The following is a 23523-nucleotide window of genomic DNA, read 5'->3' as shown; positions in this document are numbered from 1 at the left end:
CCTAGCGGGTCAGTGTGCCTCGACCATGCGCGCGAGGTCCTCGGAGAGCGGGTCCAGCACCTGCGTCCAGTTGAGCCAAGGCGTGGAAGAGGTGCCGTTGACCATCACCGTGAAGACACCCCAGCGTCCCGAACGGGTGCGAAAGTAACCGCTGACGGCGCGCACGGCATAGGGCTGATTGAGCGTGCCGGTCTTGAGCATGATGTTGTCCTGAAACAGCGGTGAGCCGCGACGTATGAAGCGCGACACCCCGTTGGCCGGCGACTGGAAGCTGGCGACGAAGCTGGGAAACAGCGACGAGCGATGGAACATGCTTTCCAGCAGCACGTTGGCGCCATGGGCCGAGGTGCGGTTCTCGGTAGTCAGGCCGCTGCCGCTGAGCATGACGACCGGCCCATGGTCGGGCAGGCCGGCGACGTAATCCTGAATCGCCTCACCGGCCTCCAGCAGGCTGGCCCGCGGAGTATCGACCAGGTTGAGCGCCAGCACGTCGGCCATGAAGTTGTTGGAGTAGTTCATCACATGCAGCAGCAGTTCCTGGAGCGGCCTGCCCTCCACCCGTGCCAGGGTGCGGGCGGCAGCCGGCGGCTCCTCGATGCTGGTGACGTAGCCCTCGCCCACGCCAATACCGGCCTGATCAAGCATGGCCATCAGCGTGCGGGCGGTCTGGCGGGCGGGGTCGCCGCTGGCGCGGTAGACGTCGCGGGGCGAGGCGTTTAGGGAGATCTGGCCACGCAGCAGCATCATGTCGCCATCGTCCCGTGTCACCCGCTCGGCACTGAACTCGGTGCCACTGTTGGGCGGACGCGTCTCGATCCCGTTGTCGATGCCGAGTACCAGCGCCTGGGTGTCGCAGCTGGTCACTCGAGCGGGCTCGCCGGCCGCGGCCCCCGGCGCGACGTTGACACACCAGTTGCCATGATTGACCCCGGCGGACGAAAGCAGCGCGCTGTAGCTGTTGCCCACCCGCGTGCGAGCCTCGCAGCGATCGGTGGTAATGCACTCCACCGGGCCGAAGCGCCACTGGCTGACCACCAGGCGCCCCTCGACCTCGCGCACACCGGCCTGGTGCAGGCGCTGAGCCAGGCGCCACAGGTCCTCGGTGACCAGCGCCGGGTCGCCGCCGCCATCGAAGACCAGGTCGCCGCGAAGCACGCCGTTGGCGTCGAGCTCGGCACTGCTGACCAGCCGTGTGGTAAAGCGATGCTGGGGGCCCCAGCGATCGAGGGCCGCTGCGGCGAGGTAGCCCTTGGTCACCGAGGCTGGCGAAAGCTGGCGCTGCGGCTCGATGGCTCCCAGCATGACGCCGTCCCGCCCGCCGTCACCCAGCAGCCTGGCCTCGGCGCTGATGCGAAAGCCGCTCTCTGTCATTTTTTCCAGGCTGCTGAAGCCCGATGCCGAGGCGGCAAGGGGCAGCATCAAGCCGCAAAAGAGAACCAGGCAGCGGAGCCAGGCGTTAGCATACGACGTCATTCGAAGACTTCCATCCTGCGCCCCGGAGCCGTTGACTCAGTGGGCGGACATGCGTGAAAAGAGCTGAATCACCACCACACCGGCAACGATCAATCCAATACCCAGCACCGCTGGAAGATCAGGACGCTGGCCGTACACCAGCACGCCCACCAGCGCCACCAGAACGATACCCAGCCCGGCCCAGATTGCATAGGCGATGCCCACCGGGATGGTGCGCAGTACCAGCGCCAGCATATAGAAGGCAATGGCGTAGCCGATCACCACCACCAGGCTGGGGCCTAGTCGGGTAAAGCCATGCGTCGCCTTGAGCGCGCTGGTTGCCACCACTTCCGCCACGATGGCCAGCGCCAGATAGACGAATGCCATTCAGTTAGCCTCCCGTTCACCAGGGACCAGCTCGGGGGCGTGCGGCAGCTCGGCAACCAGACGCCAGAGTGACTGACCGCTGGCATGATATTTTCGTTCAAAGGGGGTCAGGTACGGCAGCTCGGGCGCGAAGGCCTCGACCGGGCTTGTCACTCCGGTGACATGTTCCAGTGCCAGGGCGAACTCCTCGACATAGAGCCGCCAGTTGGAGCGCAGCTCCAGCCGGCCGCCAAGGGCCAGGATGACCGGCAGTACCGGGTGGCCGTGCCAGCGCTGCTTGAGGTGCGACGACTTGGGGTAGGGGTTGGGATAGAGCAGATAGTGTCGCGCCGGCTGCCAGCCGGCCGCCAGCGCCAGGCGCCAGAAATCCACCAGGTCGGCACGCACCAGCAGAGCATTGTCACCGACTTCACCATGCTCACGCGCAAGCCGCTCGGCGCTGCGATCCACACCGATCACCAGGTGGTCCTCGAAGCGCGCGGCGAGCTGGCGAGTGGAGAGCCCCACGCCACAGCCGGCATCGAGGATCAGCGGGCGGTGCCCGCCTTCGCCGTGACGTAGGTACCAGGCCTGGGCCTGCTCGAACGCCGCGCGCGTGTGCGCCGCCACGGGCTTGCGCAGCGGATGGCACAGGGCGCGCTCGACGCGCTTCACGACATCGCGGTGGGGGCCGTCCTGGTTGGTCGTGATGGTGCGGGATAGGGCAAGCATGCGGCAATGGGTTCGGTTGTTGACGAACTGGCCATTCTAACAGCCATGCTGCGCCGGGCGAGGGCGAAAAAAGGGCGAAAAAAAGGCGCTCCAAAGACAGGAGCGCCCACATACCCACTCGTATGACTCAAACAGCCATGACAGGATAACGCCTTTCGAAGCATATTTCAAACGTTCGTTTCACTATTGCTGGCCGCAACTTGCGTGCCGCGCCCATGACGGCGTCCCGAAGCGAGTGCTATGATCGCCAGTCTTGTATGCATACCGACTCGCACGAACAGCACAACGAGGAAAGCGGCTTGTCACACTTACCGGTGATCGTCGGCATGGGCGGCGTCAACGCCGCCGGTCGTACTTCTGGCCATCAAGCATTTCGTCGCACCGTGATCGACGCCCTTCCCGAAGCCGAGCAAGAAGCGCTGCTGCTCGGCCTGGCTGCCTTGATGGGCCTTGCCAGCCATCGGGACGGCGCCTGGCACGACACCGCCGGGAATCCCGTCGACGCTGCTCGACTGGCCGATACTTGCCGCGGACAGGTGCTCGATCACACCCTGATCCGGCGCATCGAAACCCCTTGCTTCAATGACGAAGGCTTGCCGGCCAACCGACGTGCCACGCTGGGCCTGGAGAGCGGGCTGACCTTCACGATCCGCCGCCGTCAACTGCCCGAGCGACTGGCCCCCACCTGGCAGGTGAGGGAGCTGGACCGCCACACACTGGAGGTCACGGTTCCGCCTGGCGAGCTCGAGGTGCTGCTGCCGGAGACGAGGCCCGCCCTGGTGCGTGCCGCCGGCCAGTTGCCCGGTGGTTTCGACCCCAGCCGCTATTACCGTAGCGTGCACCATCCTCGCGGGCTATCGATGGCTATCTTCGCCGCCAGCGACTGCCTGGCCGGCAGTGGCCTGGAGTGGGATGCCCTGCGTGACCGACTCGACCCCGACGATATCGCCGTCTACGCCGGCAACTCCATCGGCCAGCTCGATGACGAAGGCTGGGGCGGGCTACTCAAGAGCTTCGTCTCGGGCAACCGCGCCACCTCCAAGCAGATGCCGCTGGGCTACGGGCAGATGCCGGCCGATTTCCTCAACGCCTATGTGCTGGGCAGCGTCGGCGGCACCGGTGCGGCGCTGGGCGCCTGTGCCAGCTTCCTCTACAACCTGCGCCTGGGCGTCGAGGACATCCGCAACGGGCATCGTCGGGCGGTGATGGTGGGCACCTCCGATGCCCCTGTGACGCCGGAGATCATCGAGGGCTTTCGCGCCATGGGTGCGCTGGCCGACGACGAGAGCCTCAAGGCGCTGGACGCCCTGGAGCTGCTCACCGATGCCGACTACCAGCGCGCCTGCCGTCCCTTTGCACGCAATTGCGGCTTCACCATTGCCGAATCCAGCCAGTTCATCCTGCTGCTCGACGATGCCCTGGCGCTGGAGCTCGGCGCCGAGATCCTTGGCAGCGTGCCCGGCGTCTATGTCAATGCCGACGGCTGGAAGCGGTCGATCTCGGCGCCCGGCATCGGCAACTACATTACCCTGGGCAAGGCGGCCTCCCTGGTCAGCGACATGCTCGGCGATACCGCCTTGCGTGAGCGCACCTTTCTGCACGCTCACGGCACCAGCACCCCGAAGAACCGGGTGACCGAGTCGCACGTCTTCGACCTGGTCGCCAAGGCTCACGGCATCGAGAGCTGGCCGGTGGTCGCGGTAAAGGCCTTCGTTGGCCACTCCCAGGGCAGTGCGGCCGGCGACCAGCTGGCCAGTGCCCTGGGCAGCTTTGCCCACGGCCTGCTGCCGGGTATCCCCACCCTCGATGCCGTCGCCGACGACGTGTACGCCGAACGCCTGCGCTTCTCGCAGCAACCGCAGCCATTCGAGGCCGATGCTGCCTTCATCAACGCCAAAGGCTTCGGCGGCAACAATGCCACCGGGGTCGTACTCTCTCCCAGCGTCACCGAGCGCCTGCTGGTCCAGCGCCACGGCGAGGCCGCGGTGGCGGCCTGGCGTGAGCGACGCGATAGCACCCGCAAGGCCAGCCAGGCCTACCTGGCCGCGGCCGATCGCGGCGACTACGAGGTACGCTACCGCTTCGGCGAGGGAGTGCTGGAAGGCCCGGAGCTCGAGGTCGATGCCAGCCAGATCACCATACCTGGCTATGCACGCCCGGTGTCGCTGGCCGTGGACAACCCCTTCGGCAAGTTGGAAGAGTGATTCGACGCGGCCCGCCGACATTGTCGGTTCGGTCGCTGGCGGTTACCCTGAGCCACCCCTGAGTTGCACGAGTGAGCCTAGCGCCATGAAGATCGCGGTCTATCCCGGCACGTTCGACCCCATCACCCATGGTCACTATGACTTGATCGAACGCGCCTCTCGGCTATTCGACAAGGTAGTGGTCGCCATTTCGGCCAGCCCGGGCAAGAACCCCTCCCTCGACCTCGATACCCGCATCGACCTTGCAAGCGAGGTTTCGGCCGGGCTCGACAACGTCGAGGTGATCGGCTTTTCGGGACTGTTGACCGACATGATGGCCGAGCAGCAGGCGCACATCATCCTGCGCGGGTTGCGCGCGGTGTCCGATTTCGAGTACGAGCTGCAGCTGGCCAACATGTACCGGGCTCAGGCGCCGGAGCTCGAAAGCGTGTTCCTCACGCCGGCGGTGGAGAACTCCTACATCTCCTCGACCATCGTGCGGGAGATCGCCAAGCTGGGCGGGGATATCTCGAGCCTGGTTCACCCCAGGGTCGCCGAAACCCTGCGCAAGCATTACAATACCTGACCCATTTACTCGGCATTACCTTCCCGAGTCGCTTTACCCTGGCGAGGCCGGTTGCGGCCTGGTCAATCGCGAGGTAGCCCCAATGGCCCTGATGATCACCGACGAATGCATCAACTGCGACGTCTGCGAACCCGAATGCCCCAACGACGCCATTTCGGCGGGCGAGGAAATCTACATCATCGACCCCAACCTGTGCACCGAGTGCGTCGGCCACTACGACGAACCGCAGTGCCAGCAGGTCTGTCCGGTCGACTGCATTCCCCTCGACCCCGAGCGCCGCGAGACACGTGACGAGCTGATGGCCAAGTATCGGCTGATCACCGCGGCCTGACCCCGGCGCCCGGTCAGCGCTGTCCCTCTGCGGGACGTGAATTGATCGACGTACAGCCGAGGCAACGCCGGAATGTCGCCTCGGCTGGAGTTTTCACCAGCGTCTCGGCAGCCTGGTCGACGTTGCCGCCCATTGCCGAGAATGGCAGCGATACCACGAACAGGGCCGTGCCACCGAGCGTTGCCACCAGCAGCAGCGGCCTTGCAATCAGGGCATCCGCGATCATCGCACCTCCGCTGGGCCGCGCTTCCATCTGCTGCTGAGTCGACGCTTGAAGGCTGCCGGTTGCCAACACGGCTGCGACCCCCATCATCATCACAAGTCGTTTCATTTCCTTCCCCTGCGTTCGTCATTGCATGCCGCTTTCTTTCTGGGCGATACCCAGCCAGCCTTGCAGCCCATAACATCCCACAGCCTGCGCCGGGCCGCCAGTAGCGCCACGCAGCGGTTGCGTTATGACCCGCTGCCCGCCATGCTGCACGGTTCGTCGAACACAGGGGCTGAGCGTGGCAACCCGGCAGAGCGAGACAACGACCGCCCGACGGCGCATCTGGACGCTGGCCTGGCCGATCATCCTCTCCAATATCACCGTGCCGCTGCTGGGGCTGGTGGATACCGCCGTGGTCGGTCACCTGCCAGACTCCCGCTATCTGGCCGGCGTGACGCTGGGCGCCACCCTGTTCAGCTTTCTCTACTGGGGCTTCGGCTTCCTGCGCATGGGGACCACCGGGCTGACCTCCCAGGCGGTGGGTCGGGAAAATGACAGCGAGGTACGCAACCTGCTGGGCCAGTCGCTGCTGCTGGCCATGGGTATCGGGACGCTGCTGATCCTGTTTTCCCAACCGCTGATAAGCCTGGGGCTCTGGCTGCTCGACGGCAGCGAGGTCGCCACCCGCGTGGCCGCCGAGTATGCGCAGATCCGCATCCTTTCCGCACCTGCGGTGCTTGCCAACTATGCCATTCTGGGCTGGTTCCTGGGCCAGCAGAACTCGCGAGTCACCCTGGCCATCCTGGTTCTCACCAATAGCGTCAATATCGCACTGGACCTGCTGTTCGTCGTCGGCCTGGGCATGACCAGCGACGGCGTGGCCTGGGCCTCGGTGATTGCCGACTACACTGCGCTTGCCTTCGGCACCTGGCTGGTGCTGCGCCAGCTCAAGCTGCTGGAGGGGCGTTTCCTGCGCGAGCGCCTGTTCAAGCTTGCCGCCTACGCCGAGCTGCTCCAGGTCAATGCCAACCTCTTCGTGCGCACCCTGGGGCTGCTGTTCGCGATGGCCTTCTTCACCTCTCGCGGGGCGGTACAGGGCGATACCGTTCTGGCCGCCAATGCCGTGCTGCTGCAGTTCATCATCCTCATCAGCTATGCGCTGGATGGCTTCGCCCATGCCGCCGAGGCCATCGTCGGCCGAGCCGTGGGCCGACGTCGCTGGGATGAGTTCGCCACCGCCGTCACCGCCGCTGCCTGGTTCTCGCTGCTCACCGCTGGCGCCGCGGCACTCGCCTTCGCCCTGGGCGGTCACTACCTGATCGCCCTGTTGACCGGCCTGCCGGAGGTGCGCGCGACGGCCGCCGGGTACCTGCCCTGGATGGTCGCCATGCCGCTGGTCGCAGTCTGGAGCTACCTGTTCGACGGTGTTTTCATCGGCGCCACGGCGATCCGCGAGATGCGCAACAGCATCTTCATCGCCCTGGCGGCCTACCTGCCGGTCTGGTGGCTGGGCCAGCGCGTCGCCCCGTTGGGCTACGAGAATCATGCCTTGTGGCTAGCCTTCCTCGTCTTCGCGCTGGTTCGCTCGGCAGTGCTGGTTGGCTACTATCGCCACTATCGGCGCACCCGGTGGCGTCACCGAGTGCTGGCCGATGCGGCACCCAGCGTAACCGAGCGCTCCGGCTAGGCCATTTTATTAGGGCAAGGCGATGCCTTTACGCTATGGTGCGAATGTAACCAGATAACCAAAAGAAGCGATCCCGTCATGCTCAAAATGCTATCGAGGCCCGCCGTCAAGCTGGTCGAACGCTATCTCCCGAACCCTTTCATCTTCGTGCTGCTGCTAACGGTCATTGCCGCCGCCGCCGCCATCGGCGTGGAGCGCCAGACGCCACTGGCGGTGATGCGCATGTGGGGCGACGGCTTCTGGAACCTGCTGACCTTCTCCATGCAAATGCTGCTGGTGCTGGTCACCGGCTTCATGCTGGCCAGCTCACCGCCGGTGAAGAAGCTGCTGCAGCGCTTGGCGGCGCTGGCCAACGGCCCCGGCGGAGCAATCCTGCTGGTGACCTATGTGTCGCTGGCGGCCAGCTGGATCAACTGGGGCTTCGGCCTGGTGGTCGGGGCGCTGTTCGCCAAGGAGCTGGCCCGCCTGGTCCGCGTCGACTATCGCCTGCTGGTGGCAAGCGCCTACTCCGGCTTCGTGGTGTGGCATGGCGGCCTGGCCGGCTCCATCCCGCTGACCATCGCCACCGATGACCACTTCACTGCCGACCAGATCGGCGTGATCGGCACCGGCTCGACCATCTTTGCCTTCTTCAACCTGGCCATCGTGGTCTGTCTGTTCATCGTCATACCGCTGGTCAACCGCATGATGCTCCCCGACGAGAAGGAGAGCGTCTACGTGGACCCGAAGCTGCTGGGCGACGACGAGGAGACCCGGGTCCGCATTGCCCGACCGGCTGAGCGCCTGGAGAACAGCGTCACCCTGGCCTGGTTGGTGGGCATCCCCGGCCTGATCTTCCTGCTCGACCACTTCTTCCTCCGCGGCGGTGGCCTGAACCTGAACATCGTCAACTTCCTGTTCCTGTTCCTTGCCATCGTGCTGCACCGCACCCCCCGCAGCCTGCTGACCAGCCTCAACGAGGCGATCAAGGGCGGCGCCGGCATCGTCATCCAGTTCCCCTTCTATGCCGGGATCATGGCAATCATGGTGCAGTCGGGGCTCGCTGCCAGCATGTCCGAAGGACTGGTTTCCTTCGCCACCGAGACCTCGCTGCCCTTCTGGTCCTTCATCAGCGCCGGTATCGTCAACCTCTTCGTACCCTCTGGCGGCGGTCAGTGGGCGGTGCAGGCGCCAGTGATGCTGCCCGCCGCCGAGGCGCTGGGCGTGGACGTGGCACGGGTTTCCATGGCGGTGGCCTGGGGGGATGCCTGGACCAACCTGCTGCAGCCGTTCTGGGCGCTGCCGGTGCTGGCCATCGCCGGGCTCAAGGCCAAGGACATCATGGGCTTCTGCCTGATCCAGCTGTTCATTACCGGTGCCGTGATCTCCATCGGCCTGACCTGGTTCTGAACCACTGCCATAGCAAACGCGGGCCCTGGAAGACCAGGGCCCGGTACCCAACGCCACTGCAGCGAGCCTTATGAGCCCGATCATCGAGATCATCGATACGATTGCGCTGATCATCGAGTTGCTGGGGGTCGCCGTCATCGTCGGCGGCTTCGCCATTACCTCCTGGCGCTTCTTTCACCACCGCATGTTCCACGAGCAGCGCGCTTTCATGCACTACCGGCACGGCATCGCCCGCGCGCTTATACTGGGACTGGACTTCCTCATTGCCGGCGATGTGATCAAGACCGTCATCATTGCCAATACCGGCCAGCAGGTCGCCACCCTGGGTATCATCGTGCTGATCCGAGCCTTCCTCGCCTTCACGCTACACGTCGAGGTAGAAGGACACTGGCCATGGCAGGACAGCCGTTACAGGCGAGCGGCGGGTGGCAAGACGGATGACGAAAACGACTGACAAGGTAATCTGACTATGGCCGACACCGGCAGCCTGCCCCACGACTTCCCCGGCCAGCACGAGCTGAGCATGACCGTGCTGATGACGCCTGACATGGCCAACTTCAGTGGCAAGGTTCACGGCGGCGCCATCCTCAAGAAGCTCGATGAGGTGGCATATGCCTGCGCCAGCCGCTATTCCGGGCACTATGTAGTGACCCTCTCGGTCGATCAGGTGCTGTTCAAGCAGCCAATCCATGTCGGCGAGCTGGTCACCTTTCTGGCCAGCGTCAACCACGTCGGCCGCTCGTCGATGGAGATAGGCATCAAGGTCGTGGCCGAAAACATTCGCGACAAGGTCATCCGCCACACCAACAGCTGCTACCTGACCATGGTGGCGGTGGATGCCAATGGGCACCCTGCGCCAGTGCCGCCGCTCAAGCTGGACACACCGCTGCAGAAGCTGCGCTTCGAGAAGGCGGCACTACGCAAGGCCATGCGCAAGCAGGCCGAAGAGGCCGAGCGCCGTGCTCAAGCCGAGCACGGCCACAAGGAATAGATAGCAGGCCCTGAAACCGCGTCAACCACAGCCAATGTCGGTGATCGTGTCGCCTTCGTCGATATGGACGTTAATCCGGTCGCCTCGGTACTCCATGGTGTAGGCATGCCCCGGGCGGATAACGCGCAGCGTGGCAGCACCGCTTTCGCGCTGGATCGATTCGCCCAGCGCCTCGTCATAATCCCTGCCGATGCGATCCTGCACGTGGCGGGCACCGCAGGCATCCTCGCTCTCGTCGACCTGAGGCGGTTTCGGGGCGGGCTCATGGGGGGGATTCGAATCTGGCATGGGCGTACAACCTGCCATTAGTATCAAGCCGATAGAAGCCAGGCATAACCGCGTTGGGCTAACCATGCAAAGGTCTCAGTCAGTGGGTGGGGTAAAGCTGGTTGGATAGGCGCCAAGGCAGCACACGGGGAGACTGCCAGGTCACCCGTATGCTGCCAGGCCGGACCGTCACGTTTACTGGGCGGCGTCCTGCATGTGCTCGCCGCCACGCTCGACATCCTGGCCCGCGCCTTCCATCGTGTTGCAGCCTGCCAGGGCACCGGCAGTCATCAACAGGGCAAAACTCAGGGCAATGGCTTTCTTCATGGTCTTATCTCCTTGATATGCTGTCTGGGAATTCCATTCCTTGCCGTGAAGCAATGGCCATTTCAGCGTAACAGCCAGTCATCATTTTGAAAAACGCTAATATGAGTTCGCCTGCCGCTGAACCGCCTCGCCACCCGCCTCGATATCCTCACCCATGCCGCGCATGGTGTTGCACCCACTGAGCAGTGAAAGCACGACGAGCAGCATCAGCGTAGACACGATCGTTCGCTTCATGACTTTTCCTCCTGTCTTGCAAGACTCACACTTTCACTTTAGCCGCTGACGAGACGCCTCGCCTCGTTCCGGTGACAGGCGCTTCTTGTCCCCCTATGTCATGATGGCATCGGGCCATGGTCGAGGGAGGCATAGAAAATGTCGTCAGTAGAGCTGGATGAACGCCTGGTGAGGGACAGCTACCCGGTGGCCGAACTACCGCTGAGTCAACTTCGGCTGATGGATGACACCCGCTTCCCTTGGCTCATCCTGATTCCCCGTCGCAAGGGGGTGAGCGAGGTGTTCGATCTGGCCGCGGCGGATCGACATCAGCTCTGGCATGAAGCCAGCGAGGTGAGTCGAATGCTCAAGGAATTGAGTCAGGCGGACAAGATCAACGTTGCCAGCCTGGGCAACGTGGTGGCCCAGCTGCATGTCCATCTCGTCGCACGACGCCGGGGAGACGACGCCTGGCCGGGGCCGGTATGGGGCCACGGCCAGGCGCAGCCCTATGACCTGGACGAACTCGCCAGCATGCGCGACCACCTGCTGGCACGGTTGGATGGATTGCAACTGGAGCTCTGAAGTCGCCTCTTACCCGCCGAAAGGATGACCGGCAGGCGGCGAGCTACGCTCCGCCGGGGCGCTGCGCCCGGGCGGCTCGCCCAGCAGGGGGTCCGAAGTGGGTTGGGTCACGCCGGTGATGGACAGCGAGACACCCAGCGTCATGATGGCCAGCCCACCACCCAGCGCCGCCCAGCTCAGCAGGCGGCCAGCTCGCTGCAGGCTGTTCTGCTTCACCAGCTGCCGCTCGGCCCAGCCGCGGGCGAAGACACTGGCCAGTGCCAGCCCGGAAACCGTTAGCGCCGTACCGAGCGCCATCACCATCACCGCTGCCACCCCGACCATGAACTGGCCCAGCAGGGTCGCAGCGCCCAGCAGCAGGACCCCCCCGCTACAGGGACGAATGCCGATGGCGACAACGGTGGCCAACGCCGTGCGCCAGTCGGCTGCCTGGCTCGGGTCGACATGGTGATGGCCGCCGCAGCAGCTGTGTTCATGCGTATGGTCGTGATCGTGAGCGTGCCCTGCCTGCTCACGGCTCGCCGGGATGCGCCGCAGCTGGCGGATCGCCCGCAGGCACAGCCAGGCCCCCAGCAGCGCCACCATCAAAAAGCTGGCCTGCTCAACCCAGACCACGCTGCCCATCGCCTGTCGGGTCACCCAGCCCAGCCCGTGCACCAGCACCACCACCAGGGTGATCGCCACCACGCCCTGCAGCAGCGAGGCGGCAAATGAGAGCGCCAGGGCCCTGCGCACCGCTCCGCCCTGCGAGAGCAGGTAGGTCGTCAGCACTGCCTTGCCATGCCCGGGACCGGCGGCATGGAAGACACCGTAGGCGAAGCTGATGCCCAGCAGCGTGATCCACGCCGTTGAGGAAGGCGTGCCGGAGAAGTTGGTTATCGCCATGGTCAGGGCGCGATGAAAGTCACGCTGCCAGGCCACCAGCTGCAGGCTCAGCGACTGCAGCCCGCCTTGGGAGAGGAAATAGAGGACCAGTCCGGCGAGGATCAGCAGGCCCAGCCCAAGCAGCCTCGAACGATTGCTGGCCATTGCCATCACTCGCATGTCACCACCCCAGTCTCGGCAAAATGACGGCCCAAGCCAGGCTCGGCCTCATCGGTCACGTCTAGCATGGCGGCCTGCATCACCCGCTCAGGGTCGGGGTTGGCAGGTACGATCTGCTTGCTACAGTTGAGCTCCCCGCCCACCAGCAGGGCATCTTCCAGCGGTGTTTCACCCTCCGCCTCGTGCACGACCTCCAGGTAATAGGTAGGGTCGAACACCTTGTACTGCAGCGTCCGCTCGTTCAGCTCATGGGGTTCTTCCAGGGGTAGGAGAAAGATGAACTCCACCCGACCGCCCCGCTCCATCGCGGTGTATTCGGTGACGTCGCCGAAGCCGAGCCGCTCCTCGCCCAGGCGTACCTCGGTGAAGAAGTCGAACGGAGCCAGGTTGCCGCGAATCTCACCGCCCAGGCGGTCGAGCCCCGCATCCAGCCCGCCTTCGCCGCGGCCGAGCTCTTCCAGCAAGACCAGGCTGTAGAAGGGATCCATGCGCCAGGACTGGTGCAGCCCTTCAAGGTGACCGGCCTCATTGACCACCAGCCGCATGCGTATGTCGATCCAGCCGTGAGGGTGCGCCAGGGCCAGGCCTGGCAGTAGCAGCGAGAACATCAGCAGCATTCGCCAGGCGGACCTGGCCATGCCATAGCGAGAAATCAACAAGCGAATCATGCAGTGGTACATCTCTCACGAAATCATGAATGAAGTCATCGGGGTGCCAGGCCTACGCGACGCTGCAGCTCGGCCAGTAGCGGATCGAGAGTATGTGGCGGCAGCGGCCTGCCGCTGCGGGTGGCCGTGAGCGATGTCCGTGAACCCTGGCCTTCCGGTGTCACCATGACCTCGACCCGGTACCCCGGCCAGCGTGCCAACACGGCCTCCACGCGGCCCTGATCTGCATCGGCACGGCGAATCACGTAGCCCTCCTCCATCAGCAGACCAACGACTTCGCGCAGGGTCTGCTCCGGCGGGGCGGCCATCGCCAGCTCGCGCGGCTCCGGCGCCTGAGGCGAGGTCGCGCAGCCGGTCATCAATAGCAGCACCAGCAGCATGGCGTAGCGGTGCTTCATGGCTCCCCCCCTGCGGCGGTAGCCGTCATCGCCTGGCGCAGCGTATCGCAGAAGCCGGCATCGCTGCCGCTACGGGTCTCGCGCAGCTCGCCGCGCCAGTCGATGACCTGGATGTCGCGACTGACCCGCACCCAGCTCGAGTCGGCCACCAACGAGACACGCTCGAGACGGGTCGCGTCCTGCGTGGCGCTTCCAGCAGGCCCCCCAAAGCCGATCATCACGCCGGTAGAGAGGCCGCGACTGCCGCCCCCCAGCCCGACACCGCCAAAGACGCCGGTGGACCCCCAGCCGTCGTAGCGGTCGCCATAGCCCGGGATCGTCCGGGTCCGCTCGGCGCTGACCAGCCCCAGCGCCGGATCGGTATCGCGAACCACGAAGTCATCCGCCTCCAGGGCATCGAGCGCCAGGCGCACCCACTCTCGAGGCGCGATATCACCGGCCTCCCAGCGGCACTCCGCTGCGGGCCGCGGCTCGGCAGAGGGCAGTTCCGTCGGCGTCGCCTGGCAGCCAGCCAGCAAGGCCAGACCGGGCATCATCCACCACAGGCGCATGGAGGTTCTCCTGTTCATCATTGGCCGCAGTCTACGTCGAACTGCTCGCCTTGCAAGGCATCACTGCCGTCCTTGAGAGTCCCCTGAGGCGCTCGGGTTCCCGGCACGGCAGGCAAATGGGCGTGACGCGGCGGCACCGCTCGAGAAAACAGCCAAAGGAGGGCCGTCATGCAACTGGGCTATCGATACGATCACCAGAAAGTGCTTATACAAAGCCGGGCAAACCTCTAGACTTTGGTACAGCACACTCAAGCGCGAATTCCACCCTAACCAAGGAGCAGGATAATGAGCGACACCAATGCCATCGGCCTCCATCAGGCCAGCGCCAGCCAGCTTGCCGAGAAACTCAACGCACTGCTGGCGAATTACCAGATCTTCTACATGAACGTCCGCGGCTACCACTGGAACGTCAAGGGACCGCAGTTCTTCGAGCTGCACACCAAGTTCGAGGAGTTCTACACCGACCTGCTGACCAAGGTCGACGAAGTGGCCGAGCGCATCCTGACCCTGGGCCACAAGCCGGTGCACGCCTACAGCGACTACGTGGCCATGTCGCAGATCCGCGAGGCCAAGGACGTGCACGACGGGGAGGCCTGCGTGCGCGGCGTGCTCGCCGGCTATCAGACCCTGATCGAGCTGCAGCGTGAAGTGCTGGCCCTGGCCTCGGACGCCGACGATGAGGGTACCGCCGCCCAGGCCGGCGACTACATCCGCGAGCAGGAAAAGACCGTGTGGATGCTCAACGCCTACTTGGGCTGAGCACAGACTACCGCCATCGAGCGCTCCCCCACCGCTCCCCCGCGCCGCTGCTCTCGCAGCGGCGCGGGACGGCTCACGCCCTGTCGGCGGCAGGGGCCGCGGCCAGGTCCTCGATCAGTCCGCGCAGCAGGCACCAGAACTCCTCCACCGAGCTCAGCTCCACCCGCTCGTCGGGCGAGTGGGCGCCGCGGATCGAAGGACCGAAGGAGATCATCTCGAGGTGGGGATACTTGCCCGCCAGAATGCCGCACTCGAGTCCTGCATGAATCACCTTAACCGCGGGCTCGCGCCCCACCAGCTGGAGATGCAGGCGCTCGAAGCGCGCCAGCAGGGCACTGTCGGGCGCCGGCGTCCAGCCGGGGTAGGCGTTCTCGACCCGCGTGCGCGCCCCGATCAGGTCGAACAGCCCGCGAAAGCGGTCGGCCATGGCTTCGACCGCACTGTCGCGCAGCGAGCGTACCAGGGCGCAGAGATGAAAGCGCCCCTGTTCCAGGCTCACTACACCCAGGTTGTTGGACGTCTCCATCACCCCGGCAACGCTGCTGCTCATGCGTTCCACGCCGTAGGGCGCCACGTTGAGTGCTGCCAGCAGCATGTGGCTGGCCTGGGCATTGAGCGCCTCGGCAGGTGGGCTCTCGAGGCGTGAGACCGTCAGGCACAACCCATCATCGACCCCAGCCAGCTCGGCGCGCAGCTCATGCTCGAGTTCGCCGATGCGCCGCTCCACCGCGTCGCATTCGTCCTGCGGCAGCAGCAGGGTGGCAAAAGCTTCACGCGGGATGGCATTGCGCAGGGTGCCGCCACGGTAGCTGGCCAGGCGGATATCGTAGGCTTCCAATACTCGCAGCACGCGGACCAGCAGGCGGTTGGCGTTGCCCCGCCCGAGATGGATGTCCATACCGGAGTGGCCGCCCAGCAGCCCGGTCAGGGAGAGTTCGAGCGCCACTTCGTCCAGCCCCGTCTCGGCGGTGGGCAGCTGAACTTCCACCACGATGTCGGCACCGCCGGCACAGCCGATGAACACTTCACCACGATCCTCCGAGTCCAGGTTGAGCAGCAGGTCGCCTTCGAGCCACTCCTCCCCCAGGTTCAGCGCACCACCCATCGAGGTCTCCTCCTCGAGGGTGAACAGCGCCTCCAGCGGGCCGTGTACCAGCGTGTCGTCCTCGAGGATGGCTAGCGCCGCCGCCACACCCAGGCCGTTGTCGGCGCCGAGGGTGGTGTGATGCGCACGGAGCCAGCCCGCTTCCACATAGGTCTCGATCGGGTCGCGGGTAAAGTCGTGGGGGTGATCGGCATTGGCCTGGGCGACCATGTCGAGGTGGCCCTGCAGGATGACTCCCGGGGCCTGCTCGTGCCCCGGCGTGGCGGGCTTTTTCAGGCGCAGGTTGCCGAAGTCGTCGCGGTCATGTTCCAGCCCCTGCTGCTCGGCCCAGCGTTCGAGGATGGCCACCAGCTCGGCTTCCTGGCCCGAGGACCGAGGCGTGTTGCAGAGGGTACGAAAGTGCCGCCACAGAGGCTGCGGCGAGAGCTGCTCGAGATGTGCGTTCATGATGGGTCTCATGAGGATAACCGAGCTACCTTACCGGGCCGGCGAGGCGGGGAAAACCCCCTGTCAGCAACGGCTCGGCTCGTGGCCAGACAGCCTGGCCACGACGTCTCGCAGCCAGGACATGGCCTGGCGCCGCCCGGCGCCCCCCGCCCGCGCCGCCAGCCAGGCAAAGTCGCGCCCCTGAAAGGCCCACCCGGCGAGCCAGGCGAGCTCGGGCTCACGACTTCCCGCGACGGCGGCGCAGCGTATCAGCGCCTGGATCGCGGGACGAGCCAGGGCCGGCTCACGCCGGCCGAACGCCACGTCTTCGATATCACTGCGCTCGAAGCCATCGAGGTCAGGGCTTTCACCCTCTGCCAGCAGGAGCAAGGCTAACTCGGGATCCAGATCCGCCAGCTCGAAGGCCAGCAACGCAGGCAGCAGATGCTGGAAGCGCCGAGCCAATGCCTCCGCCAACGCTTCGCCACCGGCGCCGACGGGGATGACCACCATGATGGCATGCTCTCCCGTGGAGGTCTCTCGCGAGAGGCCCAATCGTACCGTGCGAAAGCCCTGTGACTGCCAGAAAGCCAGCAGCCCAGGCTCGGCACCGAAGCTGGCCCCCAGCAGCTCGATGCCGTCCCTTCGAGCTACTGCGCGCTCGTGCGCCAATAACCTTCTTCCCAGCCCTTCACGGCGCCGCTCGGGGTGTACCGCGATACGCTGCACTCGCCGCAGACGTGCCGTCAGCGCTTCCCGGCAGCCGGCATGGGCGGCCAGCGACTGCGCCAGCAGGTTTCCAGGCAAGCGCCGCTCCCCTCTTGCCACTCGTTCAGCCAGCTCAGGCTCGAAGCCGCCTTCATCCCCACACACCACCACGGCTTGGGCGTGGTCACGATCCAGCAGGGCTGTCAGGTGAAGTCCCGGCTCGTCGAGCAGGCGCTGCAAGTCGGCCGGCGTGGTGCGGTAGTGCGCCTGTACCAGCAGGCCGAAGGTCTCGCGCAGTGCCGGCTCGTCGGCAGCAAGCACCGAGCGCTGCCAGGCTTTCACTTCCAGCGACTCAGCAGGGGTCGCTGGCGGTGGCTCGGCATCGAGCAGCAACAGGTCGTTGACCAGATGCTCGAGCGGGTCGCCTTCGGCCCAGCGCACGGGCGTGGAGAGGTGGAACTCTCGCCAATCAGGGGTCTGTCTGACGAGCCGCTCGCGAAAGCGCAGGGCAAAGCCACGCCCGGAACCTTCGTAACCATGCACCGTGGTGGCAAAGGCCAGGCGCGGGAAGGCGGCAAGCCAATGCCCCAGCATGGCGGCGGGAATGGCAGCAGCCTCGTCCACCAACAGCCAGCTGCCCTGCCCCCCGGCCTGGCCAAGCTCGACCCTGGCACTCAGCTCATCGGGTGCGACGAACTCTACGCTCCCGCCCTGGACATCAAGGAAGCGATTGCCCTGACGCTGGCCTTGCGGTCGCAGCGCTTCCAGGCGCTCGAACAAGGCGCTGACCGCCTCCGCCCGAGGGGCGGTCACCCACAGGGTGTCGTGTCCGGTCGCCAGCAGGCGAGCGCAAGCGATGCCGAGCGCTGCGCTCTTGCCACGCCCACGGTCGGCGGTGATCACCAGCGGGCGGCGACGCCTGAGTCGTGTCAGGCGACTGACCGCCTCGGCCTGGTCGCGTGTCAGGCAGTCCGGATCGCTACTGCCGAAACAGTCGCGGGGCGCTACGGCCGGCAGCTCGGGCAGCAGCAGCGGCCGGCCCGGAGCCCAGCGCAGCACGCTATGGTCATGCGACAGGCGCCGCAGCAGGCGTGCCATGTAGGGGCTCGCCGTGACCACGGCGGCAGGCGGTGTCAGCAGGACCAGCAGGCCGCCGGCGCGCAGGGTGCCGCTCAAGGCGCCGAAGGCGTCCGCATCGAAGCCTTCACCACAGAGGGCGTCGAAGACGATCAGGTCATGCTCGCTTCCCAGTCGGGTTCGCGCCTTGGCAAGAGGCAGCCATGCCTGCTGCGCGCTAGCGCCAGGAGAGGCCCGCGAGATCCAGCAGGGTGAGCGCCACCCATGTGACTGCCACAGCGCCTCGGCCTGACGCCGAGCAGTGCAGGCATCGGCGGGCACCCATACCAGAGCACGCCACCCGAGCCGCTCAATATGGTCAGACCAATTTAATATTTCCTTCACCTCGGGCTCAGCCACTGTGACTCCCTCTGTTTTACTACCCTCGGCGGCGATGTCTCGTTAACAATTGGTCGCACTTCTCTATCGCACCAAGCAAATGAGCTTGCTAAACATTAGCACCTTACTTCGATCATTTAGCAACACTTTGCCGGTATTTACCTACTGGTAACACCAATTACGCAACAACCGTCGCCACATCGTAGCGCCGCAACATACGCGACATTTGGTCTTACCAATTTTCCATCAATTGCCTTCCACGCTTAGCCATGGCTAATGTCGGCGCTGGGATTCGTCATTCCTACAACAACATCCGTCACAACAAGTGGAGTCGCGCTATGCAAGCCTCACTCGCCCCCAAGCTCTCCTCGCGCTTCAAGCTGGCCGGTACGGCAGCCGCCGTGGTTCTGGCCGGTGCAGCCATGACCAGCACCGCCAATGCCCAGGAGCGTGTGCGCTGGCAGGTACCCATCGCCTTTCCCTCGCACCTGGTCGGCCTGAGCACCCCGGTGGTGCATCTCTCCGAAACCCTGGAAGCGATCTCGGGGGGCAACATCAACCTGCGCTACTACGAGCCGGGCGAGCTGATTCCGCCGTTCGAGATCCTCGATGCGGTCTCCGAGAACCGCTATCCGGCCGGCTTTACCTGGATCGGCTACGACCAGGGCAGCATCCCTGTCCTGCCGCTGCTTTCCGGCCCTCCCTTCGGCATGGAACCGCCCGCCTTCATGGCCTGGCACTACTTCGGCGATGGCGACGAACTGCTGCAGGAAGTGTACGAGCCCTACGGCGTCAAGGCACTGCTGTGCGGCGTCATCGGGCCGGAAGCCGCCGGCTGGTTCGCCGATCCGTTGGAGTCCCTCGATCAGATCGACGGACTGCGAATCCGCTTCGCCGGTATCGGCGGCCGCGTCATGGAAGAGCTGGGGGCTTCGGTCACCATGCTACCCGGTGGCGAACTCTACCAGGCCATGGAGCGCGGCACGATCGACGCCCTGGAGTTCTCCGCCCCGGCGGTGGACCGCATCCTCGGCATGCAGGAGATCGTGCAGAACTACATCATGCCCGGCTGGCACCAGACCTACACCACCTCCCACCTGCTGGTGAACCAGGAAACCTGGGACGACCTCTCCGACCTGAGCCGCGCCCAGATCGAGACCGGCTGCCGATCCGCCACACTGTTCGGCTTCTCCGAGAGCGAGTGGGAGAATCCTCAGGCGCTGGCCGGCTTCGAAGCCGAAGGCGTGAATGCCCAGACCCTGTCGCCGGAGATCCTCGAGGAGCTGGAAGAGGTCACCATGCGCGTGCTGGACGAGATGGCCAGCGAGGACGACCTCTTCGCCCGCGTGCTGGAAAGCCAGCGTGACTGGATGCAGGTCCACGGCAACTGGCATTCCAAGGGATACCTGCCGCGCTCCTACTACGCCCCCAACTCGAACTGACGGGTAAAGGCCGGGTGCTGGAGGAGTCCCTCCGGCACCCGGCCTCCCGGCTTGCGGCAACATGCATGAGGCTGCCCGATGTCATCACCGCACTCCGACTCCCCTTCGGATCATTCAACGCTTCGCCCGGAGTTGCCCACCAACCGCATCAGCCATGTGGTGGACACGGCAATCGCCGTGCTCGGCAAGCTGCTTTCCTGGCTCTGGCTCGTCACCCTGGCTGTGGTACTCACCAACGTGTTCAGCCGCTTCATTTTGGGCCGCGGCTCGATCGCCCTGGAGGAGCTCTCCTGGCACTTCTTCGGCGCTACCATGATCCTGACCCTGGCCTACGCCGTGGTCACCGACGATCACGTTCGCGTCGACGTGCTGCGTGAAAAATTCTCACTGCGCTTCCAGGCCTGGGTCGAGCTGCTCGGCATCGTGCTACTGGTGTTGCCAGTGCTCTATTTCATGGTCGATGGCCTTACCGAGTACGCCTACCGCTCCTTCGCCCGAGGCGAGCGTTCCCAGGCACCCAGCGGCCTGCCCTACCGCTTCATCATCAAGAGTACGCTGCCAATCGGCATGGCACTGATCGCCATCGCCCTGTCGTCGAGAGCGCTGCGCTGTTGCACCTACCTGTTCAATTTTCCTCGGGAGCTGCCGCTGCGCCGCCCGGTGGACCATCGTTAACGTGCCTCAGCGAGGGTGATCATGGGTCTCGAAGAATATCTCGTCATCGGCATGTTTGCCGGTTTCATGGGCCTGCTGCTGATCGGCTTCCCGGTGGCCTGGGCGCTGGCCGGCATCGGTTTCCTGTTTGCCGTCATCGGACACGTGCTGGTGGAGCACATGGGGGCCGATCTCTGGTTTTCCTGGGGCGGCACCATCGGCGTGCTTGACCGCCGGCTATACGGCATCGTCGCCAACGAGCTGATGGTGGCGCTTCCACTGTTCATCTTCATGGGCATCATGCTCGACCGCTCGGGGATCGCCGAGCGCTTGATGAACTCCCTGGTGCGCGTGCTCGGCGGGCTGCGCGGCGGCTATGCGGTGACGGTGGTGATCGTCGGCGTACTGCTGGCCGCCTCCACCGGCATCGTCGGCGCCTCGGTGGTGCTGCTAGGCATGCTCTCCATCGGCCCCATGCTGCAGGCCAAGTACAACAAGTCACTGGCGGTGGGCACCGCCTGCTCGGTGGGCACCCTTGGTATCCTGGTACCGCCCAGCATCATGCTGGTACTGATGGCCGACCGCCTGGGCACCTCGGCGGCCTCGGTGGGCCGCCTGTTCATGGGCGCCCTGATACCCGGCATCATGCTCGGCCTGATGTATATCGCCTATATCCTGGTTGCCGCCTACATAAAGAAGGACCTGGCCCCGGCACCGGAGAATCGCGAGCCCCTCAACGCACGAGCCCTGCTCGACGTCCTGATTGCCGTGCTGCCGCCCTTGGCGCTGATCGTCGCGGTGCTCGGCTCGATCTTCACCGGCTTTGCCACTACTACCGAGGCCTCGGCGGTGGGCGCCATGGGGGCCATGCTGCTGGCATTGTTCAACCGCCGGCTGAGTTTCGACATCGTCTCCAAGGCGCTCTATCAGACCACCCGCACCACGGCTTTCATCTTCGGCATCTTCGTCGGCGCCACCATCTTCGCCGTGGTCCTGCGCGGTCTGGGCGGCGACGATGTGATCCGCGATGCCATCACCGGGCTGCCCTTCGGCCCGGCGGGGGTGGTACTCACCATCATGCTGGTGGTGTTCCTGCTGGGTTTCTTCCTCGACTGGGTGGAGATCACGCTGATCATCCTGCCGCTGGTGGCCCCGGTTGTCTTCAGTCTCGGCGTCGACCCGGTATGGTTCGCCATCCTCTTCGCCATCTGCCTGCAGACCTCGTTCCTGACGCCGCCGGTGGGCTTCGCCCTGTTCTACATCAAGGGCGTGTGTCCGCCAGGCATAAGTACCGTGGATATCTACAAGGGGGTGGCCCCCTTCGTGGCCCTGCAGATGCTGGGGCTATTCCTGGTGTTCTTCTACGAGCCGCTGGCCACCTGGCTACCCTCCCAGGTCTACGGCGGACGCTAGCTAGCGTCAGGCGCCCGAGCCAGGCTCGGGCGCCTGTCCAGATGGTCGAAAACACTCGAGACTTTAGTCTGACCTCGGCTCAAGCCACCTCTCCTCCTCGACTGGCCACCGGCCACCCGCTTTTGCCTTTCATTACAGGCACATCTACTTTTCACCTTTCTTAATCAACCGTAACCGACTGTCGGCAAGAGCGCCTGCGAGGCGCTACGCTGTCGATGGGAGACTATCGATTCCTGTCATGCCTGCATGCTAGCTTGTCGATGTTTGTCGAACGTCCAACCGGTGCCCCCGAGGCGCAGGCACCCGGGATGCACCATTTTCGGTAGGGTTCTTCTCTTTACGGCAACACAACAAGACCCAGAAGGGAGCACGACATGAAGATGAAGACAAAATTTGTACTGTCCGGCTTGGCGGCAGGGATCGCCTTGGCTGCCTTCAGCACTAACGCCCAGGCCCAGGAACGCTGGACCATGACCACCACCTGGACGGACAACATTGCGCTGATCGAGATCGACCGTCACTGGGTGAACCTCGTCAACAAGCTCGCCGGTGACGAGCTCGAGATCGAGTTTCGCTCCGGCGGCACCCTGATGCCACCTACCGAGGTGTTCGATGCCACCGAAACCGGTAGCATCGAGGCCTCCGGCGACTGGCCAGGCTACTGGGCCGGTAGAGACTCGGCCTTCTCGCCACTGGCCACCACCACTAGCCTGTTCAACGGTGTGGACTACCTGAACTGGATCCAGCAGTGGGGCGGCTGGGATCTCTACCAGGAGATCTACGGTGACTACAACATGGTCTACCTGCCCTACGGCATCACCAACAACGAATCCGGCTTCATGGGTCGCACCCCGATCGAGAGCCTGGCCGATCTCGAGGGCAAGCGTATCCGCCTGGCCGGCCGTGACCAGGGTCGCGTGCTGGAGGAACTCGGCGGCTCCCAGGTGACCCTGGCCGGCGGCGAACTCTACCAGGCCATCGAGCGCGGTGTTGTCGATGCCGGTGAATTCTCCACTCCCGGGGTCGATTACCCCCTGGGCTTCGCTGAAGTGGTCGAGCACTGGTCCGTGCCCGGCTGGCACCAGTCCGCCAGCGTGTTCGGCGTGATGATCAACAAGGACGCTTGGGACGCCCTCTCCGAGGAGACTCAGGAGAAACTGAAGATCGCCGCTGACGCCACCATGGCCTGGTCGCTGGCCTGGTCCGAGCGCGGCTCCACCGAGGGCACCGAGCAGTTCATCGATGCCGGCGTGGAAATCCACCAGTTTTCCGACGAGGACCTCGAGCGCATTCAGGAAATGACCAACGAGGTGATCCTGCGCGGCGCCTGCGAGAACCCCCTGCACGCCAAGGTCTACCACTCCATGGTCAGCTACCTGGAGCACTACGCCACCTGGCGTGACATCTCCGTGCCCTACAACATGAGCCGCACCATGGACAACCTACCGTCACTGGAAGAGCTCGAAGCCTGCCTGTAAGCCCCCTGCTGCTGCCCCGGTGACATCACCGGGGCGGCCTTCGTTTCGACGTCGGAGACTTGCTCCATGAATGCGATTGCCAAGGCGATCGATACGCTCAACGAG

26 protein-coding genes are annotated in these 23523 nt (G+C 64.9%); 13 read left to right on the top strand and 13 right to left on the bottom strand.

The genetic code is table 11. The features are described 5' to 3' along the window. Positions 1-9: 9 nt before the first annotated feature. The 3 genes from dacB to trmB are packed head-to-tail and all read right to left on the bottom strand — an operon-like array spanning position 10 to position 2550. Complete coding sequence (gene dacB, locus H1D44_RS16635) at positions 10-1473, bottom strand: D-alanyl-D-alanine carboxypeptidase/D-alanyl-D-alanine endopeptidase (RefSeq protein ID WP_422671778.1); 1464 nt, start codon at positions 1471-1473, stop codon at positions 10-12. Between the two features lie 36 nt (positions 1474-1509). Next, complete coding sequence (locus H1D44_RS16630) at positions 1510-1839, bottom strand: DMT family transporter (protein WP_181516057.1); 330 nt, start codon at positions 1837-1839, stop codon at positions 1510-1512. Then, a complete protein-coding gene (gene trmB, locus H1D44_RS16625; protein WP_181516055.1) occupies positions 1840-2550 on the bottom strand; it encodes a tRNA (guanine(46)-N(7))-methyltransferase TrmB in 711 nt (236 codons plus the stop codon). It abuts the gene before it with no gap. Between the two features lie 326 nt (positions 2551-2876). On the opposite strand from trmB, the gene H1D44_RS16620 reads away from it, so the two are divergent. From H1D44_RS16620 to H1D44_RS16610, 3 genes are all read left to right on the top strand, one after another. Beyond that, a complete protein-coding gene (locus H1D44_RS16620; protein WP_181516119.1) occupies positions 2877-4754 on the top strand; it encodes a beta-ketoacyl synthase in 1878 nt (625 codons plus the stop codon). Between the two features lie 85 nt (positions 4755-4839). Further along, positions 4840-5319 (top strand): pantetheine-phosphate adenylyltransferase, encoded by a 480-nt coding sequence (gene coaD, locus H1D44_RS16615; RefSeq protein ID WP_181516054.1) that lies wholly within the window; start codon positions 4840-4842, stop codon positions 5317-5319. An 82-nt stretch (positions 5320-5401) separates the two neighbouring features. Further along, positions 5402-5650, top strand: coding sequence for a YfhL family 4Fe-4S dicluster ferredoxin (locus H1D44_RS16610; protein WP_181516053.1), 249 nt, complete (start codon positions 5402-5404; stop codon positions 5648-5650). Between the two features lie 13 nt (positions 5651-5663). Here H1D44_RS16610 and H1D44_RS16605 read toward each other — a convergent pair whose 3' ends face one another. Beyond that, positions 5664-5981, bottom strand: coding sequence for a hypothetical protein (locus tag H1D44_RS16605; RefSeq protein ID WP_181516052.1), 318 nt, complete (start codon positions 5979-5981; stop codon positions 5664-5666). Positions 5982-6156: 175 nt separating this feature from the next. Here H1D44_RS16605 and H1D44_RS16600 point away from each other — a divergent pair, with 175 nt between their 5' ends. The 4 genes from H1D44_RS16600 to H1D44_RS16585 all read left to right on the top strand — a co-directional run bounded on the left by H1D44_RS16600 (position 6157) and on the right by H1D44_RS16585 (position 9925). Then, positions 6157-7545 (top strand): MATE family efflux transporter, encoded by a 1389-nt coding sequence (locus H1D44_RS16600; RefSeq protein ID WP_238984568.1) that lies wholly within the window; start codon positions 6157-6159, stop codon positions 7543-7545. Between the two features lie 78 nt (positions 7546-7623). After that, positions 7624-8934 (top strand): short-chain fatty acid transporter, encoded by a 1311-nt coding sequence (locus tag H1D44_RS16595; RefSeq protein ID WP_181516050.1) that lies wholly within the window; start codon positions 7624-7626, stop codon positions 8932-8934. A gap of 70 nt (positions 8935-9004) precedes the next feature. After that, the gene (locus tag H1D44_RS16590; protein WP_181516049.1) at positions 9005-9388 is read left to right on the top strand and encodes a DUF1622 domain-containing protein; all 384 of its coding nucleotides are present in this window, start codon (positions 9005-9007) and stop codon (positions 9386-9388) included. Between the two features lie 15 nt (positions 9389-9403). Continuing rightward, entirely contained in the window at positions 9404-9925 is a 522-nt protein-coding gene (locus H1D44_RS16585; protein ID WP_181516047.1) for an acyl-CoA thioesterase, read from the top strand. A gap of 21 nt (positions 9926-9946) precedes the next feature. On the opposite strand, the gene H1D44_RS16580 is transcribed toward H1D44_RS16585, so the two are convergent. The 3 genes from H1D44_RS16580 to H1D44_RS16570 all read right to left on the bottom strand — a co-directional run bounded on the left by H1D44_RS16580 (position 9947) and on the right by H1D44_RS16570 (position 10753). Then, positions 9947-10213, bottom strand: a complete 267-nt coding sequence (locus H1D44_RS16580; RefSeq protein WP_181516045.1) for an I78 family peptidase inhibitor — start codon at positions 10211-10213, stop codon at positions 9947-9949. Between the two features lie 174 nt (positions 10214-10387). Continuing rightward, positions 10388-10519, bottom strand: a complete 132-nt coding sequence (locus H1D44_RS16575; protein WP_181516043.1) for an entericidin A/B family lipoprotein — start codon at positions 10517-10519, stop codon at positions 10388-10390. A 96-nt stretch (positions 10520-10615) separates the two neighbouring features. Beyond that, on the bottom strand, positions 10616-10753 hold the full coding sequence (locus tag H1D44_RS16570; RefSeq protein WP_181516041.1) for an entericidin A/B family lipoprotein: 138 nt from the start codon (positions 10751-10753) through the stop codon (positions 10616-10618). Positions 10754-10891: 138 nt separating this feature from the next. Between H1D44_RS16570 and H1D44_RS16565 the strand changes: the two genes are divergently transcribed. Continuing rightward, positions 10892-11317 (top strand): HIT domain-containing protein, encoded by a 426-nt coding sequence (locus tag H1D44_RS16565; RefSeq protein WP_181516040.1) that lies wholly within the window; start codon positions 10892-10894, stop codon positions 11315-11317. Positions 11318-11326: 9 nt separating this feature from the next. On the opposite strand, the gene H1D44_RS16560 is transcribed toward H1D44_RS16565, so the two are convergent. From H1D44_RS16560 to H1D44_RS16545, 4 genes are read right to left on the bottom strand one after another with little or no spacing between them, the layout of a single operon-like run. Next, positions 11327-12361 carry a nickel/cobalt transporter gene (locus H1D44_RS16560; RefSeq protein WP_422671772.1) on the bottom strand — a complete coding sequence of 345 codons (1035 nt, stop codon included), beginning with the start codon at positions 12359-12361 and terminating at the stop codon, positions 11327-11329. After that, the gene (locus H1D44_RS16555) at positions 12352-13029 is read right to left on the bottom strand and encodes a DUF1007 family protein (protein WP_238984567.1); all 678 of its coding nucleotides are present in this window, start codon (positions 13027-13029) and stop codon (positions 12352-12354) included. The genes H1D44_RS16560 and H1D44_RS16555 overlap by 10 nt, the downstream gene beginning before the upstream one ends. Positions 13030-13064: 35 nt before the next feature. Beyond that, positions 13065-13427: a putative periplasmic lipoprotein gene (locus tag H1D44_RS16550; RefSeq protein ID WP_181516038.1), complete on the bottom strand. Its 363-nt coding sequence runs from the start codon at positions 13425-13427 to the stop codon at positions 13065-13067. Continuing rightward, the gene (locus H1D44_RS16545; protein WP_181516036.1) at positions 13424-13978 is read right to left on the bottom strand and encodes a hypothetical protein; all 555 of its coding nucleotides are present in this window, start codon (positions 13976-13978) and stop codon (positions 13424-13426) included. The genes H1D44_RS16550 and H1D44_RS16545 overlap by 4 nt, the downstream gene beginning before the upstream one ends. A 285-nt stretch (positions 13979-14263) precedes the next feature. Here H1D44_RS16545 and H1D44_RS16540 point away from each other — a divergent pair, with 285 nt between their 5' ends. After that, positions 14264-14737 (top strand): Dps family protein, encoded by a 474-nt coding sequence (locus H1D44_RS16540; protein ID WP_181516034.1) that lies wholly within the window; start codon positions 14264-14266, stop codon positions 14735-14737. A 73-nt stretch (positions 14738-14810) separates the two neighbouring features. On the opposite strand, the gene H1D44_RS16535 is transcribed toward H1D44_RS16540, so the two are convergent. After that, positions 14811-16289, bottom strand: coding sequence for an aminoacyl-histidine dipeptidase (locus H1D44_RS16535; RefSeq protein WP_181516032.1), 1479 nt, complete (start codon positions 16287-16289; stop codon positions 14811-14813). 63 nt (positions 16290-16352) lie between these two features. After that, positions 16353-18452 (bottom strand): GNAT family N-acetyltransferase, encoded by a 2100-nt coding sequence (locus H1D44_RS16530; RefSeq protein WP_181516030.1) that lies wholly within the window; start codon positions 18450-18452, stop codon positions 16353-16355. Between the two features lie 317 nt (positions 18453-18769). On the opposite strand from H1D44_RS16530, the gene H1D44_RS16525 reads away from it, so the two are divergent. The 4 genes from H1D44_RS16525 (at position 18770) to dctP (ending at position 23418) form a co-directional block, all read left to right on the top strand. Further along, positions 18770-19873: a TRAP transporter substrate-binding protein gene (locus H1D44_RS16525; protein WP_181516028.1), complete on the top strand. Its 1104-nt coding sequence runs from the start codon at positions 18770-18772 to the stop codon at positions 19871-19873. A gap of 78 nt (positions 19874-19951) precedes the next feature. After that, a complete protein-coding gene (locus H1D44_RS16520) occupies positions 19952-20548 on the top strand; it encodes a TRAP transporter small permease subunit (protein WP_181516026.1) in 597 nt (198 codons plus the stop codon). Positions 20549-20569: 21 nt separating this feature from the next. After that, a complete protein-coding gene (locus tag H1D44_RS16515) occupies positions 20570-21940 on the top strand; it encodes a TRAP transporter large permease (protein ID WP_181516024.1) in 1371 nt (456 codons plus the stop codon). A 374-nt stretch (positions 21941-22314) separates the two neighbouring features. Next, the gene (gene dctP / locus H1D44_RS16510; protein WP_181516021.1) at positions 22315-23418 is read left to right on the top strand and encodes a TRAP transporter substrate-binding protein DctP; all 1104 of its coding nucleotides are present in this window, start codon (positions 22315-22317) and stop codon (positions 23416-23418) included. Positions 23419-23523: the final 105 nt, after the last annotated feature.

Origin of the sequence: Billgrantia kenyensis (assembly GCF_013697085.1) — a bacterium.
Taxonomy (GTDB): Bacteria; Pseudomonadota; Gammaproteobacteria; order Pseudomonadales; family Halomonadaceae; genus Halomonas; species Halomonas kenyensis.
This window is presented reverse-complemented; position numbering and strand designations above follow the sequence as displayed.